At 67.0% G+C, this 15,913-nt stretch carries 18 protein-coding genes; all 18 read left to right on the top strand.

Annotated elements, in window-relative coordinates; all coding sequences use genetic code 11:
* Positions 1-99 precede the first annotated feature (99 nt).
* Complete coding sequence (gene flgB / locus NNZ72_RS15725; RefSeq protein ID WP_257316324.1) at positions 100-483, top strand: flagellar basal body rod protein FlgB; 384 nt, start codon at positions 100-102, stop codon at positions 481-483.
* Between the two features lie 3 nt (positions 484-486).
* Positions 487-906 carry a flagellar basal body rod protein FlgC gene (gene flgC / locus NNZ72_RS15720; protein WP_257316323.1) on the top strand — a complete coding sequence of 140 codons (420 nt, stop codon included), beginning with the start codon at positions 487-489 and terminating at the stop codon, positions 904-906.
* Positions 903-1,235, top strand: a complete 333-nt coding sequence (fliE, locus tag NNZ72_RS15715) for a flagellar hook-basal body complex protein FliE (protein WP_257316322.1) — start codon at positions 903-905, stop codon at positions 1,233-1,235. Before flgC ends, fliE begins: the two co-directional genes overlap by 4 nt.
* A gap of 9 nt (positions 1,236-1,244) precedes the next feature.
* Complete coding sequence (gene flgG, locus NNZ72_RS15710; protein WP_257316321.1) at positions 1,245-2,027, top strand: flagellar basal-body rod protein FlgG; 783 nt, start codon at positions 1,245-1,247, stop codon at positions 2,025-2,027.
* Between the two features lie 33 nt (positions 2,028-2,060).
* Complete coding sequence (gene flgA, locus NNZ72_RS15705; protein WP_257316320.1) at positions 2,061-2,537, top strand: flagellar basal body P-ring formation chaperone FlgA; 477 nt, start codon at positions 2,061-2,063, stop codon at positions 2,535-2,537.
* 44 nt (positions 2,538-2,581) lie between these two features.
* Positions 2,582-3,649: a flagellar basal body P-ring protein FlgI gene (locus tag NNZ72_RS15700; RefSeq protein ID WP_257316355.1), complete on the top strand. Its 1,068-nt coding sequence runs from the start codon at positions 2,582-2,584 to the stop codon at positions 3,647-3,649.
* On the top strand, positions 3,646-4,167 hold the full coding sequence (locus NNZ72_RS15695; RefSeq protein ID WP_257316318.1) for a MotE family protein: 522 nt from the start codon (positions 3,646-3,648) through the stop codon (positions 4,165-4,167). The genes NNZ72_RS15700 and NNZ72_RS15695 overlap by 4 nt, the downstream gene beginning before the upstream one ends.
* The gene (gene flgH / locus NNZ72_RS15690) at positions 4,164-4,862 is read left to right on the top strand and encodes a flagellar basal body L-ring protein FlgH (protein ID WP_257316317.1); all 699 of its coding nucleotides are present in this window, start codon (positions 4,164-4,166) and stop codon (positions 4,860-4,862) included. Before NNZ72_RS15695 ends, flgH begins: the two co-directional genes overlap by 4 nt.
* 26 nt (positions 4,863-4,888) lie before the next feature.
* Positions 4,889-5,410: a flagellar basal body-associated FliL family protein gene (locus tag NNZ72_RS15685; protein WP_257316316.1), complete on the top strand. Its 522-nt coding sequence runs from the start codon at positions 4,889-4,891 to the stop codon at positions 5,408-5,410.
* Positions 5,407-6,144, top strand: a complete 738-nt coding sequence (gene fliP, locus NNZ72_RS15680) for a flagellar type III secretion system pore protein FliP (protein ID WP_257316315.1) — start codon at positions 5,407-5,409, stop codon at positions 6,142-6,144. The genes NNZ72_RS15685 and fliP overlap by 4 nt, the downstream gene beginning before the upstream one ends.
* A gap of 235 nt (positions 6,145-6,379) precedes the next feature.
* Positions 6,380-7,594, top strand: coding sequence for a flagellin N-terminal helical domain-containing protein (locus NNZ72_RS15675; RefSeq protein ID WP_257316313.1), 1,215 nt, complete (start codon positions 6,380-6,382; stop codon positions 7,592-7,594).
* A gap of 324 nt (positions 7,595-7,918) precedes the next feature.
* The gene (locus NNZ72_RS15670) at positions 7,919-9,133 is read left to right on the top strand and encodes a flagellin N-terminal helical domain-containing protein (protein WP_257316311.1); all 1,215 of its coding nucleotides are present in this window, start codon (positions 7,919-7,921) and stop codon (positions 9,131-9,133) included.
* Positions 9,134-9,463: 330 nt separating this feature from the next.
* Complete coding sequence (locus tag NNZ72_RS15665; RefSeq protein ID WP_257316310.1) at positions 9,464-10,435, top strand: flagellin N-terminal helical domain-containing protein; 972 nt, start codon at positions 9,464-9,466, stop codon at positions 10,433-10,435.
* A 296-nt stretch (positions 10,436-10,731) separates the two neighbouring features.
* Positions 10,732-11,379: a hypothetical protein gene (locus NNZ72_RS15660; protein WP_257316309.1), complete on the top strand. Its 648-nt coding sequence runs from the start codon at positions 10,732-10,734 to the stop codon at positions 11,377-11,379.
* Positions 11,376-12,551 (top strand): flagellar motor protein MotB, encoded by a 1,176-nt coding sequence (locus NNZ72_RS15655; RefSeq protein ID WP_257316308.1) that lies wholly within the window; start codon positions 11,376-11,378, stop codon positions 12,549-12,551. The genes NNZ72_RS15660 and NNZ72_RS15655 overlap by 4 nt, the downstream gene beginning before the upstream one ends.
* A gap of 11 nt (positions 12,552-12,562) precedes the next feature.
* Complete coding sequence (gene motC, locus NNZ72_RS15650; protein WP_257316354.1) at positions 12,563-13,855, top strand: chemotaxis protein MotC; 1,293 nt, start codon at positions 12,563-12,565, stop codon at positions 13,853-13,855.
* Complete coding sequence (gene fliK / locus NNZ72_RS15645) at positions 13,852-15,225, top strand: flagellar hook-length control protein FliK (protein WP_257316307.1); 1,374 nt, start codon at positions 13,852-13,854, stop codon at positions 15,223-15,225. The genes motC and fliK overlap by 4 nt, the downstream gene beginning before the upstream one ends.
* A complete protein-coding gene (locus NNZ72_RS15640; protein WP_371747765.1) occupies positions 15,149-15,727 on the top strand; it encodes a transglycosylase SLT domain-containing protein in 579 nt (192 codons plus the stop codon). Before fliK ends, NNZ72_RS15640 begins: the two co-directional genes overlap by 77 nt.
* Positions 15,728-15,913: the final 186 nt, after the last annotated feature.

Raw genomic sequence — 15,913 nt, 5'->3', positions numbered from 1 at the left:
TTCCGTTCGATTTCAGGCGGTTGGAAGAGAACGCCGGACGGGCAAGTCCCACGCAAGATTGGCTCCATAGGTTCGGGACGACCAAGGATGGAGCCCGTCATGACGACACCGATCCAACTCTTCGAACTGGCCTCCCGGCAGGCCGAATGGCTTTCCGTTCGCCAGAGCGTGATCGCAGGCAACATCGCCAACGCCAATACCCCCAGCTTCCGGGCGAAGGATGTGACGCCCTTCCAGTCGGTGCTCGAGACGACGGGCATCCGCATGGCGGCGACGCAGCCCGGCCATTTCACCGAGACGGAAATGGCAAGCCGCGTCATCGAGACGAGGCCGACCGAGGAGATCGGTGTGCAGGAATCCGGCAACACCGTCGGGCTCGCCGAGGAAATGATGAAGCAAGGCCAGATCAAGCGCGAGTTCGAGCTAAACGCCGGTCTGGTGAAGGCCTTTCATCGCATGATGCTGATGACAGTCAGAAGGTAAACAATGGATCCGCTTATCGCTTCAATGAAAGTGGCGGCCTCGGGGCTCGAGGCGCAGTCGACCCGCATCCGGATCGTTTCGGAAAACCTCGCCAACGCCCGCTCGACGGGTGACACGCCCGGCGCCGATCCCTTCCGCCGCAAGACCGTCTCCTTCGCTGCCGAGCTCGACCGGGCGACAGGCGCGGCGCTCGTCGAGGTCGCGCGGCTCGGCGAGGACGAGGGCGAGTTCTCGACCGAGTTCGATCCCGGCAATCCGGCGGCCGACGAGAAGGGCATCGTCAAGCTGCCGAACGTCAACGTGCTGGTGGAGATGGCCGACATGCGCGAGGCCAACCGCTCCTACGAGGCCAACCTGCAGAGCATCAAGCAGTCGCGCGACCTGATCAGCGCCACCATAGACCTTCTGAGGGCATCGCAATGATCGAAACCGTAAAGGGCGTCGGCTCGCTCTTCTCCACCAACGCGCTTTCCGGCGTCTCCACCGAGGGCACGAACGCCGTCTCCGCCGCCGCGGCGCAAGGCGCGGGCGGGCAGATGAGCTTCGCCCAGGTTCTCGGCGACATGGCGACCGACATGACCGACAGCCTGAAGCTCAGCGAGACCAAGTCCTTCGAGGCCATCCAGGGCAAGGCGACCACCCGCGAGGTGGTCGACGCCGTCATGAACGCCGAGCAGGCGCTGCAGACCGCCATCGCCATCCGCGACAAGGTCGTCACCGCCTATCTCGAAGTCGCAAGAATGCAGATCTGAGGACCGGACATGAAAGCCCTTGCCATCGCCGCCACCGGCATGAACGCGCAGCAGACCAACCTTGAGGTGATCGCGAACAACATCGCGAACATCAACACGACCGGCTACAAGCGCGCCCGCGCCGAGTTCTCCGACCTGCTCTACCAGACCGAGCGCGCCGCCGGCGTGCCGAACCGCGCCAACCAGGCGGTCGTGCCGGAAGGTGCCATCGTCGGCCTCGGCGTGAAGACGGCGGCCGTGCGCAACCTGCACCTCCAGGGCGGCCTTACCAGCACCGGCAACGCCTTCGACATGGCGCTGATCGGCCGCGGCTGGTTCCAGATCGAGGCGGCGGACGGCTCGACGCTCTACACCCGTTCCGGCGCCTTCAACACCAATGCCGAGGGCCAGCTCGTGACCCTCGACGGCTATACGGTCGTGCCCGGCATCACCGTTCCGCCGGAGGCGACGGACATCACCGTCAGCCGCTCCGGTCAGGTCTTCGCCACCGTCGGCGCAGAGCAGCAGGAGCTCGGCCAGATCACGCTGGCGAAGTTCGTCAACGAGGCGGGCCTCGAGCCGCTCGGCGAGAACCTCTTCCGCGAGACGGCCGCCTCCGGCCCCGCCAATGTCGGCACGCCGGACGAGGAGGGCTTCGCCTACATCCAGCAGAATTACCTGGAATCCTCGAACGTCGACCCGGTCAAGGAGATCACCGACCTCATCTCGGCGCAGCGCGCCTACGAGATGAACTCGAAGATCATCCAGGCGGCGGACGAGATGGCGGCCATCGTCAGCAAGAACCTGAGATAACCCGACCAACCCTCCGGACATGCGGGGAACATGATGTTTCGCCTGATCACAGCCCTTCGCCCGATGCCTGCCGTCCTCGCGGCGCTCGCCGGCCTGCTTGCGGCCGGTTCGGCGCTCGCCGATATCAGGATGGCCGTGGTGCCGAAGCGGATCATCTATCCCGGCGAGGAGCTGCAGCCGGGCCAGCTCGAGGAGGTCGAGGTCACGAACCCCAACCTCGTCAAGGGCTACGCCGAACGGATCTCCGCCGTCACGGGCCTCGTCACCAGGAAGACGCTCCTGCCGGGACGGGTCATCCTCGTCTCGGTGCTGCGCGAACCCTTCGCCGTCTCCCGCGGCTCGACGGTCCAGCTCGTCTTCGATAACGGCGTGCTCGTCATCCGCGCCGCTGGCACGCCCCTCCAGGATGCCGCGGTCGGCGAGCTCATCAAGGTCCGCAACAAGGATTCGGGCGTGATCGTCTCCGGCACGGTCATGGCCGACGGAACCGTGCACGTGGTGGCGAAATGATGCGAAACCTCCTACCGCGCGCGCTCGCGCTCGTCGCCTGCCTGATGATGGCCGCGGGGCCGGCGCTGCCGGCGGCTCGCATCAAGGACGTCGCCTCGCTCCAGGCCGGCCGCGACAACCAGCTCATCGGCTACGGCCTCGTCGTCGGCCTGCAGGGAACGGGCGACAGCCTGCGCTCCTCGCCCTTCACCGAGCAGTCGATGCGCGCCATGCTGCAGAACCTCGGCATCTCGACGCAGGGCACCCAGTCGCGTGCGAAGAACATCGCCGCCGTGCTCGTCACCGCGACGCTGCCGCCCTTCGCCAGCCCCGGCAGCCGGATCGACGTCACCGTTGGCTCGCTCGGTGACGCCACCTCGCTGCGCGGCGGCACGCTCGTCATGACCTCGCTGTCGGGCGCCGACGGCCAGATCTATGCGGTGGCGCAGGGCTCCGTCGTCGTCACCGGCTTCAACGCCTCGGGCGATGCGGCGAGCGTCCAGCAGGGCGTCACGACGGCCGGCCGCGTGCCGAACGGCGCGATCATCGAGCGCGAGCTGCCCTCGCGCTTCAAGGATGCCTCCGACCTCGTGCTGCAGCTGCGCAACCCCGACTTCTCGACCGCCGTGGGCATGGCGGATGCGATCAACCGCTATGCGGCCGCCCAGTACGGCGCGCCGATCGCCGAGACGCGCGATTCGCAGGCGGTCTATGTCGCCAAGCCGAAGACGGCCGACCTCGCCCGGCTGATGGCCGATATCGAGAACCTGGTCATCGAGACCGACGCGCCGGCCCGCGTCGTCGTCAACGAGCGCACCGGCACCATCGTCATCGGCCAGGACGTGCGCATCTCCCCGGTCGCCGTGAGCTACGGCACGCTGACGGTGCAGGTGAACGAGATGCCGAAGGTCGTCCAGCCGGAACCCTTCTCCGACGGCGTGACGGCGATCGAGCCGAACACCGACATCGTCGCCCAGCAGGACGGCGGACAGGTCGCCATCCTCGACGGCTCCAGCCTGCGCTCGCTGGTCTCGGGGCTGAACAGCATCGGCATCAAGCCCGACGGGATCATCTCCATCCTCCAGAGCATCAAGACGGCCGGTGCTCTCCAGGCAGAACTGGTGCTGCAATGACCTCCGCCCCGCTCCTCCGTCGCCTCTCTCTCGCGGCCGCCGGCCTGGTGCTGATGGCCATTCCCGGCGCCTTCGCCGAGGAGCGGCCGGTCATCACGACGACCAAGGCCACCGCCGACGAGATCCGCGAGTTCTGCACCAACATCGCCGACGCGGCGCGCGACCAGCGCTATCTCCTGCAGAAGCAGGAGCTGGAAGCTCTGCAGAAGGACGTGGACGAGCGCATCCAGACGCTGGAGAAGCGGCGCGCCGAGTACCAGGACTGGCTGGAGCGGCGCAACGCCTTCCTGAAATCCGCCGAAGCCGGGCTCGTCGAGATCTACCGCAAGATGAAGCCGGACGCGGCCGCGGGCCAGCTCGCCGAGATCGATCCGGAGATCGCGTCTGCCATCGTCATGAAGCTGCCGCCGCGCCAGTCGAGCGTCATCCTCGGCGAAATGCCGGCCGACAAGGCGGCCCTTCTCACCCGCATCATCGCCAAAGCGGGCGATCCGAACACGTCAAAGGACCCGTCATGAAGAAGATCGCTTCCGCTCTTGCCGTCAGCCTTGCCCTGTCGGGCTGCGCCAGCCAGGCGCTGAACGAGGTCGGCCGCGCGCCGGCGATGAGTCCGATCGGCAGCGGCCTCAACTATGCCGAGACGCCGCAGATGGCGAGCTATCCCAAGCAGCCGCGCACCGCGGCCGCGGGCTACTCGATCTGGAGCGACCAGCAGGCCGCGCTGTTCAAGGATTCGCGCGCCTTCAAGGTCGGCGACATCCTGACCGTGGACATCCGAGTCAACGACAAGGCGAGCTTCGACAACAAGACCGACCGCTCGCGCGCCAACAAGAGCGGCATGAACTTCGGCATCGGCGCCTTCGGCGCGGATTCGGAAGGCGACCTCACCTACGGCTCGTCCACCAGCACGAAGGGCGACGGCTCGACGGAGCGGTCGGAGAAGCTGAACCTCCTGGTCGCGGCGGTCGTCACCGGCGTCATCGAGAACGGCAACCTGCTGATCAGCGGCTCGCAGGAGGTGCGCGTGAACCACGAGCTGCGCATCCTCAACGTCGCCGGCATCGTGCGGCCGCAGGACGTCGACGCCAACAACATGATCTCCTACGAGCGCATCGCCGAGGCGCGCATCTCCTACGGCGGCCGCGGCCGCCTGACCGAGGTCCAGCAGCCGCCGTGGGGCCAGCAGGTCGTCGACCTCTTTTCGCCGATCTGACGACGGGCATAGCGGGAACACGGGACATGGCGGACGAAGAGCAGAACGTCGCGGAGAAGAAACAGTCGCCCCTGATCCTCGTCGGGATCGTGGCCGGGCTGACGCTCGCGGCCGGCGGCGGCGGCTGGCTGGTCGGCACCATGCTGGCGCCGCCGCCCGCCGAGAAGCCTGCCGAGGAAACCGCCGCCCAGCCGGCGGCGGACGGCCACGGCGGGGCGGCCAAGGAGGGCGAGGACGGCGGCATCCCGCACATCTCGACCGAGGCGAACGGCGTCGTCCTGCTCGACCCGATCACCAGCAACCTCGCCTATCCGTCGGAGAACCGCGTGCGCCTCGAGGTCGCGCTGATGTTCAATGGGCCGCCGGACGTGGTGCTCGCCGAGGAGATCCATCAGGACATCCTCGCCTACATGCGCACGGTCTCGCTGCAGCAGGTGCAGGGTCCGCGCGGCTTCCAATATCTCAGGGAAGACCTTGAGGAGCGGGTTGACCTCAGGTCGGAAGGGCGCGTAACCAACGTCATGTTCCGGACCTTTGTGATCGAATGATTCGAGCCTTCCTGACCTTCGTCGCCATGATGGCGATGACCGGTGTGGCCGCCGCCCAGCAACTGCCGGGCGATCTCTTCAACACGCCCGTCGACGGGTCCGTAGCGTCCTGGATCATCCGCACCTTCGGCCTGCTGACCGTCCTGTCGGTCGCGCCCGGCATCCTGATCATGGTCACGAGCTTCCCGCGCTTCGTCATCGCCTTCGCGATCCTGCGCTCGGGGATGGGGCTCGCCACCACGCCCTCCAACATGATCCTGGTCTCGCTCGCCCTCTTCATGACCTTCTACGTCATGGCGCCGACCTTCGACAAAGCCTGGCAGGACGGCGTCGCGCCGCTGATGGACAACCAGATCGACGAGACGGAGGCGGCCCGGCGCATCGCCGAGCCCTTCCGCGCCTTCATGACGGCGAACACCCGCGACAAGGACATCGAGCTCTTCATCTCGCTGGCGGAGGAGCGGGGCCAGACGGTCGTCACCGACAACGTCGTCGACCTGCGCGTCGTCGTCCCGGCCTTCATGATCTCGGAGATCCGCCGCGGCTTCGAGATCGGCTTCCTCGTCGTGCTGCCCTTCCTCGTCATCGACCTCATCGTCGCCACCATCACCATGGCCATGGGCATGATGATGCTGCCGCCGACCTCGATCTCGCTGCCGTTCAAGATCCTGTTCTTCGTGCTGATCGACGGCTGGAACCTGCTTGTCGGAAGCCTCGTGCGCTCCTTCGCCTGACCGGCGGCCCGCTCTTCTACACCATCTGTTAACCATGTTCGCGCGTTCCTCGAATGCGCGATTCCCGTTTAAGCAGTTGGCAAGGAATGGCTGCGAATTTCTCCTCACGCGACGGGTTTGGTATCCCCCTGGCAGACAGGGAAACCGAGTTGGCATGATGCCGAACCGCCGTGACCGGTTAAGTTTTCAGTCCGGTATGTCCCCCACCAGTTTTTCGTTCAAAGGGACAACGAGCATGACGAGCATTCTCACGAACAACGCAGCCCAGGCCGCTCTCGCCACCCTGCGCTCCATCGGCACCAATCTGGACGACACGCAGGCGCGTGTATCGTCGGGCCTGCGTGTCGGCAGCGCCTCCGACAACGCCGCCTACTGGTCGATCGCCACCACGATGCGCTCCGACAACATGGCGCTTTCCGCCGTCCAGGACGCCCTCGGCCTCGGTGCCGCCAAGGTCGACACCGCCTATGCCGGTATGAATTCCGCGATCGAGGTGGTCAAGGAGATCAAGGCCAAGCTCGTCGCCGCCACGGAAGACGGCGTCGACAGGAACAAGATCCAGGAAGAAATCAACCAGCTCAAGGACCAGCTGACGGGCATCGCCCAGGCCGCCTCCTTCTCCGGTGAGAACTGGCTGCAGGCCGACCTCAGCGGCGGTGCCGTCACCAAGTCGGTCGTCGCCTCCTTCGTCCGCAGCGAAGACGGTGCGGTCTCGGTCAAGAAGGTCAACTACTCGCTCGACACCGGCAGCGTCCTGTTCGACACCGTCGGCAACACCGGCATCCTCGACAAGGTCTACAACGTCTCGCAGAAGAGCATCACGGTTGCGGTCAACACCGACGGCGTGACCTCCCAGCAGACGGTCGCGGCCTACTCGATCGACGAGCTGATCGCCGCCGGCGCGAACTTCACCACCAACACCACCGGTGGCGTGACGACGCAGCTTGCCGAAGCCACCGCGACGCAGGGCCAGGTGACCGCCGGCCAGTTCTTCGTGCAGGTCAACGCCGACACCTGGGTTCGTGCGGCGGACGTGACGGGCACGGGCCAGGAAGCCCTGCACAACGAGGGCGGCGTCTACTACGGCGTCGACACGGCTGCCGCTCCGGCCGCCAACGTCGCCGCGCCGACCTCCATCGCCAACATCAACATCGTCGGCCTGACGAACACGCAGCTCGACGCGCTGATCTCCGGCGTCGACAAGGCGCTGAGCGACATGACCAGTGCGGCCGCCGACCTCGGCTCGATCGGCATGCGCATCGACCTGCAGGACGAGTTCGTCTCGAACCTGAGTTCGGCCATCGACAAGGGCGTCGGCCGCCTCGTGGATGCCGACCTCAACGAGGAATCGACCCGCCTGAAGGCCCTGCAGACCCAGCAGCAGCTCGCCATCCAGTCGCTGTCGATCGCCAACTCCTCGTCGCAGAACATTCTGTCGCTCTTCCGCTAATCCGGATCGGCAGAAATCCGGGCGGACGGGGGCTGACCGTACGCCCGGCCTCTACGAGCCGCGCCCCGCAAGGGCGCGGCTTTATCGTTTTCTTAATGCTTCTGCGGCACGCACGGGCGCGCGAGGCCCGGCCGAAAACATGCGGCCTGCGAAATTTCCAACGCCGTTTAGCAGTTCGTTAACCATGATCGCGTTAGCTAAAGCCATCGAAGCGGCGGGCTAACCCCTGAGGAATCAGTGGTTTAGCAGGCATGATGCTGACTGCTGTTCCCCGGTGTGACCGGAATGTCCCTTCACTATCAGCCATCAAGGGGCACCCAATAAATGACGAGCATTCTCACCAACGTTGCGGCCATGGCCGCCCTTCAGACCCTGCGCTCCATCGGCTCCAACCTCGAAGAGACCCAGGCGCACGTTTCCTCGGGCCTGCGCGTCGGTAGCGCCGCCGACAACGCCGCCTACTGGTCGATCGCCACCACGATGCGCTCCGACAACATGGCGCTTTCCGCCGTCCAGGACGCCCTCGGCCTCGGTGCCGCCAAGGTCGACACCGCCTATGCCGGTATGAATTCCGCGATCGAGGTGGTCAAGGAGATCAAGGCCAAGCTCGTCGCCGCCACGGAAGACGGCGTCGACAAGAACAAGATCCAGGAAGAAATCAACCAGCTCAAGGACCAGCTGACGAGCATAGCCCAGGCCGCCTCCTTCTCCGGCGAGAACTGGCTGCAGGCCGACCTCAGCGGCGGCTCGGTCGACAAGTCCGTCGTCGGCTCCTTCGTCCGCAGCGACAGCGGCTCGGTCTCGGTCAAGAAGATCAACTACACGCTCGACACCGGCAACGTCCTGTTCGACACCGTCGGCAACACCGGCATCCTCGACAAGGTCTACAACGTCTCGCAGAAGAGCATCACGGTTGCGGTCAACACCGACGGCGTGACCTCCCAGCAGACGGTCGCGGCCTACTCGATCGACGAGCTGATCGCCGCCGGCGCGAACTTCACCACCAACACGGTCGGCGGCGTCACGACGCAGCTCGCCGAAGCCACCGCGACGGCGGGCCAGGTGACGGCCGGCCAGTTCTTCGTGCAGGTCAACACCGACACCTGGGTTCGTGCGACGGACGTGACGGGCACGGGCCAGGAGGCCCTGCACGACGAGGGCGGCGTCTACTACGGCGTCGACACGACTGCCGCTCCGGCCGCCAACGTCGCCGCGCCGACCTCCGTCGCCAACATCAACATCGTCGGCCTGACGAACACGCAGCTCGACGCGCTGATCTCCGGCGTCGACAAGGCGCTGAGCGACATGACCAGTGCGGCCGCCGACCTCGGCTCGATCGGCATGCGCATCGACCTGCAGGACGAGTTCGTCTCGAACCTGAGTTCGGCCATCGACAAGGGCGTCGGCCGCCTCGTGGATGCCGACCTCAACGAGGAATCGACCCGCCTGAAGGCCCTGCAGACCCAGCAGCAGCTCGCCATCCAGTCGCTGTCGATCGCCAATTCGTCCTCGGAAAACATCCTGTCGCTCTTCCGTTAATCGACAGGCGGGGCGGGCGCCCGGCGCCCGCTTTCCTCCGTCCGGCAACAGAGCCGCCGTTCCGCATGGGACGGCGGCTTTCGCGTTTTCGCCGGCCCGGTCCGGCGGAACGGCCAGATCTGGCCATCGGATCTTTGCGATTTCTTCACATTTGTTGACGAGCCGCCGACGGCGTTAACCATTTGTTAACCATTCGGCCTTAACCAATTGTTAAGAACGATGGTCTGGTGCCCAGGGCAAACGAGCGGCACCAGGCGCATGACGCCGCTCCGTCGTTACCGGTCTCTCCACTCCGGCATGCCCTCGACACGTCCATCAAGGCCATTGCCAATGACCAGCATCCTGACCAACGCCGCCGCGATGGCGGCGCTCCAGACACTTCGTGCCATCGATAACGGGCTGGAAACCACGCAGGCGCGCGTGTCGTCCGGCATGCGCGTCGAAACCGCCGCCGACAACGCCGCCTACTGGTCGATCGCCACCACCATGCGCTCCGACAACCGCGCGCTCTCCACCGTCGCCGATGCGCTCGGCCTCGGCGCGGCCAAGGTGGACACGGCCTATACCGCGCTCGAGAACGTCATCGACGTGATGAGCGAGATCAAGGCCAAGCTGGTGGCGGCCCGCGAGCCGGGCGTCGACAAGACCAAGATCAACGACGAGCTCCGGGAGCTCAAGAGCCAGCTTCTCTCGGCCGCCCAGTCGGCCTCGTTCTCGGGCGAGAACTGGCTCTACAACTCGAACCTCTCGCCGCTCGGCACCAAGTCCGTGGTCGCCTCCTTCGTGCGCAGCGCCAACGGCAACGTCTCGGTCGCCACGCTCGACTTCAACACCGCGAATTCCGTCCTGGTCGACATCAAGGATCCGAGCCGCGGCTATCTCACGAAAGCCATCGACGCCGACCTGCTCCAGGAGACGCCGACGGCCACGCCGCGCTACTACCACCTCATCGTGGCGCCCGGATCGACCGCGCCGGCCTCCAGCACCGAGATCGTGATCGACGGCAGCACGACCTACGAGGCGCTCGACGACATGATCAGCGTCGTCGACAACCTCACCAAGCAGCTCACCAACGCCGCCTCCACGCTCGGCGCGATCACCAAGCGGATCGAGATGCAGGAAAGCTTCGTCGCGACCCTCAACGACGTGATCGACAAGGGCATCGGCCGCCTCGTGGACGCCGACATGAACGAGGAATCGACCCGCCTCAAGGCGCTGCAGACCCAGCAGCAGCTCGGCATCCAGTCGCTCTCGATCGCCAACTCGAGCGCCGAGAACATCCTTCAGCTCTTCCGCCAGTAAGGCGGAGGGCTTTGCGAACCCGTCCGGCCGTTGGTCATCGGCCGGGCGAGGCGCGTCGGACCGCACGATTTGCCCTGGTGCGGTCCGACGCCTCATCTTCACCCTCGCACAAGTTTGGCCGCCTAGGGTCGGGAACACGATCAGGACGATCGCGCGCCGCTCGAAGGCAGGTGGCGGATGTTTCCAGGAGGCAGGTCAACGGTGGTGTCGGTTTCCAGCATGTCCCAGAGCGAAGATCGAATCGGTCCGTGCGCCCGGCGCCGGCCCGCGTCTGCATCCGGGCGGAGAGAGCCGGCATGAGCGTGCAACTGGCCCGCTACCTCAAGGATTTCGGTGCGCCGCCGCGGGCGGCGCCGCTGTTCCGGCAGCCCGCCTTCTCCGAGGACGAGGCCGGCGTCGGGGACGCCGAGCCCATGCCGCCGGCGCCGCCGCCCGTCGACGTGGCGGCGGAGCGCGCGGAGGCGTTCGCCGAGGGACGTGCGGAGGCCGAGGCCGAGCTTGCGGCCCGCCACGCGGCCGAGATCGCCGCGCGCGACGAGGCGCATGCGGCCGAGCTTGCGGCGCTGAAGGAACGCTTCGAGGCGGACTACGCGAGAGCGCTCGCCGAACGCTTCTCCACGATGGCGGCGGAGGCCGCCGATATCGTCGCCGCGCAGGTGGCGCCGGTGCTGGCGCCGCTGTTGAACGACGCGCTGACGGCGCGCGCCGTCGCCGACCTCGCGAAGATGGTCGCCGAGGGCCTGCAGGCGGGCGAGGCCATGACGATCACGGTGAAGGGGCCCGCAAGCCTCTTCGAGCAGTTGAAGTCGCATTTCGCCGCGCCGGCGCCCGTCTTACGGCACGTCGAGATGCAGGATGTCGATCTGACGGTGGAGTTCGGCGAAACCGTCCTGGTAACACGGATGGCGGCCTGGGCTGACACCGTGCGCAAGGTGCTTGCATGAGCGAAGGCGAAAACCACCATCACGGCAAGAACGAGATCATCATCGTCAAGCGCCATGGCGACCACGACGGCGACCACCATTCGGCCGCCTGGAAGATCGCCTATGCCGACTTCATGACGGCGATGATGGCGTTCTTCCTCGTGATGTGGCTCGTCAACGCCGCGAACGAGGAGACCAAGGCCTCTGTCGCCTCCTATTTCAACCCGATCAAGCTGACCGACGACAAGCCGGCCGACCGCTCCGTCAAGAAGCCGGCCAACAGCGCCGAAGGCGAGGCGACGCAGGACAAGTCGAAGGAGGCCGGCCAGCAGCAGGCGAGCGGCAACGGCGCCGAGAAGGGCAGGGACGAGAGCACGTCCGCGGGCGAGGAAACGCAGTACTCCGAGGCCAATTTCTTCGAGAACCCCTATTCCGTCCTCTCCGAGATCGCGCAGGAGGTCGGCCAGCAGGCGAACGTCAGCGCCAAGGGCGAGGGAGGCGCGGACAATTCCGGCCCGGCGACGGGCGCGAGCGGCGGCGAGGCCTATCGCGATCCCTTCGATCCGGACTTCTGGACCCAGCAGGTCGAGATCTCCCAGGCGACGGACGTCGGCAGCGAGGCGAAGGCGAGGGACGAGAAGGCCGCGCAGGAGAAGGCGGACGCCGAGAAGGCCGCAGCGCAGCAGGCTGCGACGGAACAGGCCGCCGCCGAGGCGGCCAAGAGCCGGGAGGAGAAGGACGCGAACGAGCTGAAGCAGCAGATCGCCAAGGAGATCGGCGCGCTCGGCAAGCTCGCCGAGGGGCTCAGCGTCACGCCGGCGGAGGGCGGCCTGCTCGTCAGCCTCACCGACCAGCTCGACACGCCGATGTTCAACGTCGGCTCGGCCCTGCCCAAGCGCGAGATGGTGCTGGCCATGGAGAAGATCGGCCGCATCCTCGAGAGCCGGCCGGGCGCCGTCGCCATCCGCGGCCATACCGACGGGCGCCCCTTCGCGGGCGGCAAGAACGACAACTGGCGCCTGTCGATGGATCGCGCCCAGAGCGCCTATTACATGCTGGTGCGCGGCGGGCTGGACGAGTCCCGCGTCAGCCAGGTGAGCGGCTTCGCCGACCGCCTCCTCAAGGTGCCGGGCGATCCGATGGCGGATGCGAACCGCCGCATCGAGATCCTCATCCAGTCCGAGGGCGGCTGACGACCATGGCCTTGCTCCGGCGTCTTCTTTCGGTGGGTACGGCGGCCTGGGCGGTGCTCGCGGTCGCGGCGCCGGCCTGCGCCCAGGACATGGACGATCTCGCCCCCTACAAGATGATCCGCTCCCTGCAATACGTGCAGGACACGGTGGCGATCGGCGACCATTCGGCGATGGAGATGCAGCGCTTCCTGCTGGAGACCATCGACAACCGCCTGCGCACAGCCGACCCGTCGATCTTCGACGATCCGCGCAACGTCGATGCGGCCCTGGTCTATGCGATGAGCGGCGGCAACCCGGAGACGCTGGAGATGCTGATCGCCAACGACGTCGACGGCCATTTCGACCCGCGCCTGACCGACGCCCTGCGCAGCTATCTCGGCGGCCGCGGCACGCAGAGCGTGAAGTCGCTCGCCGAAATCTTCCCGGAATACAAGCGCTCGCGCATCGGTCCCTATCTCGCGCTCGTCTCCGCCAATTCGGTGCTGCGCAAGGACCCGGCGCTGGCGCTCGGCTATTTCGACTGGGCCCGGCTGACGGCGCCCGGCACGATCGTCGAGGAGGCGGCGCTGCGCCGCTCCATCCATATCGCGAGCGAGGCGGGCTGGGTCGACAAGAGCATGGCCTATGCCAACCGCTATGCGCGCCGCTACCTGCGCTCGCCCTATGCCAGCCAGTTTGCCGACCTCTTCGTCAAGCTCGCCGTCGACCATTTCGACGCCATCGCCGAGGACGACATCCTGGAGGTCCTCTCCTTCATGGACGTGCCGCGCCAGCGCGAGGTCTACCTGCGCATGGCCCGGCTTGCGGCGATCTCCGGCAAGAACCGCCTCGCCGCGCTTGCCGCCGACCGCGCGCAGGCGCTGGCCGGCGACGGTGAGAGCGTGCCGAAGGTGCTCGCCGACCTCTATGCCGGCCTCGCGTCGGTACCGTCCGGCGACGTCGCCGACGCGATGCAGGCGATCATCGCCATTCCCGACGACAAGCTGTCGGTCAAGGACCGGGCGCTGAAGGCGGCCGCGCGGGCGGTGGCGGAGGAAGTGCTGCGCATTCCGACGGCAGGGGAGGCGGCGCCCGGCGGCGAGGATGCCTTGACGCCGGCGGACGACCGGGCGGCGCTCGAGGAGCGGATGATGGACCCGCGGGCGGCCGGCGTCGAGGAGGACGCCGCCGCCGCCGGGGCGGAAACGGACACGCAGGAGCAGGCGGGCAAGATCGCCCTCGACCCGGCCTTCGACACGTTCGTCTCGGGCGGGCGCTCGAAGCTCGACGAGATCGACGCTCTTCTGAAAGGAGAAGGCAGTTGAGCAACATCGCAAGCGGCATCGCGGGCCTCGGCCAGAGGGCCGCACCCGCCAAGGGACAGGGCGGCGTCGCCGGCATGGCCGGCGCATCGTCGGACGGCGAGGGTTTCGCCAGCGCCATCGCCAGCGTCTCGGCGCGCAGCGGCGGGCACGGCCGCAAGAGCCTGCCCGTCGACATCGCCGGCGACGAACGGTTTGCGGCCGACGCTGCGAACCCGGCGGCGCGCGTCAAGCTCGCCCGGATACCGGACGCCGTGCGCAAGCCCGAGCCCGGCGTCGCGGAGGCTTCGCCGGATGCGAAGAGCCTCGCCGCCGCGGCGAGCGCGAAGGGAGCGACCTCGCACGGGGTCGGCCGCCGCGAGGACCGCACGGACGAGACCGCCGAGGAGGAGGTGCCGATCGAGGGCGCCGAGGTCGGCGAGGCGCCGCAGGCGGCGGCGGACACGGATGTCGGCAATCTGCTTGCGATGCTGGCTGCACGCGGCGGGCCGCAGGATGCGGGCACGCCCGTGGCGGCGCGCGACGGCGGCCGCAAATCCGGCCGCCAGGACGTGCAGGCCGACGCCGTCGGCAAGCGGGCGGAAGCCGGTGTGAGGCCGGAGAATGCCGGCCAGGCCGCGGCGCAGGATCTTCCCGAGACGGACACGCCTCCGTCCGACGCCGACCAGCTCTTCCGGCTCGTCCGTTCGGACGGCAAGGGCAAGGATGTCGACATCCGGATTTCCGCCGACGGCGAACGCACCGCGCTGAAGGACGCCAATCCCACCGGACCGAAGGGCGAGACGGTGACCGTGGTCGATGCCCGGCGCTATATCGGTCTTGCCCAGAGCGGCAATTCGGGGGCCGTGACGGCGGCGATCGCGCAGGATCCGGAATGGGCGTCCTCGCTGAGCGCCACGGGCGATCTTATGCGCTCCCACGCCGGCACGACGGGCGGCGTCGTCAACACGCTGAAGATCCAGATGAACCCCGTCGAGCTGGGCATGGTGACGGCGACGCTGCGCCTCCACGGCGACGAGCTGGTCGTGTCCCTGCAGGTGGAGACGGGCGAGGCCTATCGCCAGCTCAGCGACGACCAGGACGCCATCGTCAAGGCGCTGCGCGGGCACGGCTTCGCGGTCGACCAGGTGAGCGTCCAGCTTGCTCCGGTGGACCGGAGCGCCTCGTCGCAGCAGCAGGGCGACGGACAGTTCCAGCAGCAGTTCTCCAGCCAGCCGCAGGCCCGTGAGGGCGACGGCGGCCGCCGCGACGGCGCGGGGCAGGGAGGCGATAATCTCGCAGGCGAAGGATCGACCCATGAGGACAGCACGGCGGACGGCGCTTCCGGCGCTTCTGGCAACCAGTCTCTGCGCACTGGCGGCGTCTATCTCTGACGGGCGGGCCAGCACAGGCGTGTGCGAGCGGGAAATCCTGTCGGCGGCGGCGAAGTACAACGTGCCCGCCGGCATCCTCTATTCGGTCGGCCTCACCGAGACCGGCAAGAAGGGGTCGCTGCAGCCCTATGCCATGAACATCGAGGGCAAGGCCTTCTTCGGTCGCGACCGGCAGGAGACGCTGCAGGTGTTCCAGGCGGCGCGCGCGCGGGGCGCCAAGCTGATCGACCTCGGCTGCATGCAGATCAACCATCATTTCCACGGCGACCAGTTCACCTCGCCGGCCGAGATGCTGGACCCCCGCAAGAACGTCGAATACGCCGCGGCCTTCCTCGCCCGGCTCCATGCGCGACATGAAACATGGACGATGGCCGTCGCGCGCTATCACGCAGGTCCCAACAACGACCCGGCGCAGAAGCGCTACGTCTGCCGCGTGATCGCAAATCTCGTCGCCACGGGCTATGGGAACTGGACCGCGAACGCCAAGGCGTTCTGCCGATAATTCAATCTGAGATTGCTTTCCAACGGATGCTTCAGCCCGGCTGCGCAATGTGGCCGGATTGCGTCCCGATTTGGCATGGCAAGCGAGAGCGTTAATAATTATTAACTTTTCCACCGAAAATTTGTGCCTATCGGTCGGGATGCCTACTATATATAGATCAAATCGGCACACATTCCTTAATCAACT

The sequence above is a fragment of the Shinella pollutisoli genome, from assembly GCF_024609765.1.
In the GTDB taxonomy this organism is placed as follows: Bacteria; Pseudomonadota; Alphaproteobacteria; order Rhizobiales; family Rhizobiaceae; genus Shinella; species Shinella pollutisoli.
The sequence above is the reverse complement of the archived record's forward strand: the minus strand, read 5'-3'. Positions and strand labels throughout refer to the sequence as shown.

Excerpts from the sequence above, each read along its gene's own strand:
- flgH (WP_257316317.1), top strand. The coding sequence starts at position 4,164 with ATGAAGAAGATCGCTTCCGCTCTTGCCGTCAGCCTTGCCCTGTCGGGC.
- NNZ72_RS15685 (WP_257316316.1), top strand. The coding sequence starts at position 4,889 with ATGGCGGACGAAGAGCAGAACGTCGCGGAGAAGAAACAGTCGCCCCTG.
- NNZ72_RS15660 (WP_257316309.1), top strand. The coding sequence starts at position 10,732 with ATGAGCGTGCAACTGGCCCGCTACCTCAAGGATTTCGGTGCGCCGCCG.
- NNZ72_RS15665 (WP_257316310.1), top strand. The coding sequence starts at position 9,464 with ATGACCAGCATCCTGACCAACGCCGCCGCGATGGCGGCGCTCCAGACA.
- NNZ72_RS15700 (WP_257316355.1), top strand. The coding sequence starts at position 2,582 with ATGATGGCCGCGGGGCCGGCGCTGCCGGCGGCTCGCATCAAGGACGTC.
- NNZ72_RS15675 (WP_257316313.1), top strand. The coding sequence starts at position 6,380 with ATGACGAGCATTCTCACGAACAACGCAGCCCAGGCCGCTCTCGCCACC.
- fliE (WP_257316322.1), top strand. The coding sequence starts at position 903 with ATGATCGAAACCGTAAAGGGCGTCGGCTCGCTCTTCTCCACCAACGCG.
- fliP (WP_257316315.1), top strand. The coding sequence starts at position 5,407 with ATGATTCGAGCCTTCCTGACCTTCGTCGCCATGATGGCGATGACCGGT.
- flgB (WP_257316324.1), top strand. The coding sequence starts at position 100 with ATGACGACACCGATCCAACTCTTCGAACTGGCCTCCCGGCAGGCCGAA.
- flgC (WP_257316323.1), top strand. The coding sequence starts at position 487 with ATGGATCCGCTTATCGCTTCAATGAAAGTGGCGGCCTCGGGGCTCGAG.
- flgG (WP_257316321.1), top strand. The coding sequence starts at position 1,245 with ATGAAAGCCCTTGCCATCGCCGCCACCGGCATGAACGCGCAGCAGACC.
- NNZ72_RS15670 (WP_257316311.1), top strand. The coding sequence starts at position 7,919 with ATGACGAGCATTCTCACCAACGTTGCGGCCATGGCCGCCCTTCAGACC.
- NNZ72_RS15640 (WP_371747765.1), top strand. The coding sequence starts at position 15,149 with ATGAGGACAGCACGGCGGACGGCGCTTCCGGCGCTTCTGGCAACCAGT.
- NNZ72_RS15655 (WP_257316308.1), top strand. The coding sequence starts at position 11,376 with ATGAGCGAAGGCGAAAACCACCATCACGGCAAGAACGAGATCATCATC.
- NNZ72_RS15695 (WP_257316318.1), top strand. The coding sequence starts at position 3,646 with ATGACCTCCGCCCCGCTCCTCCGTCGCCTCTCTCTCGCGGCCGCCGGC.
- flgA (WP_257316320.1), top strand. The coding sequence starts at position 2,061 with ATGTTTCGCCTGATCACAGCCCTTCGCCCGATGCCTGCCGTCCTCGCG.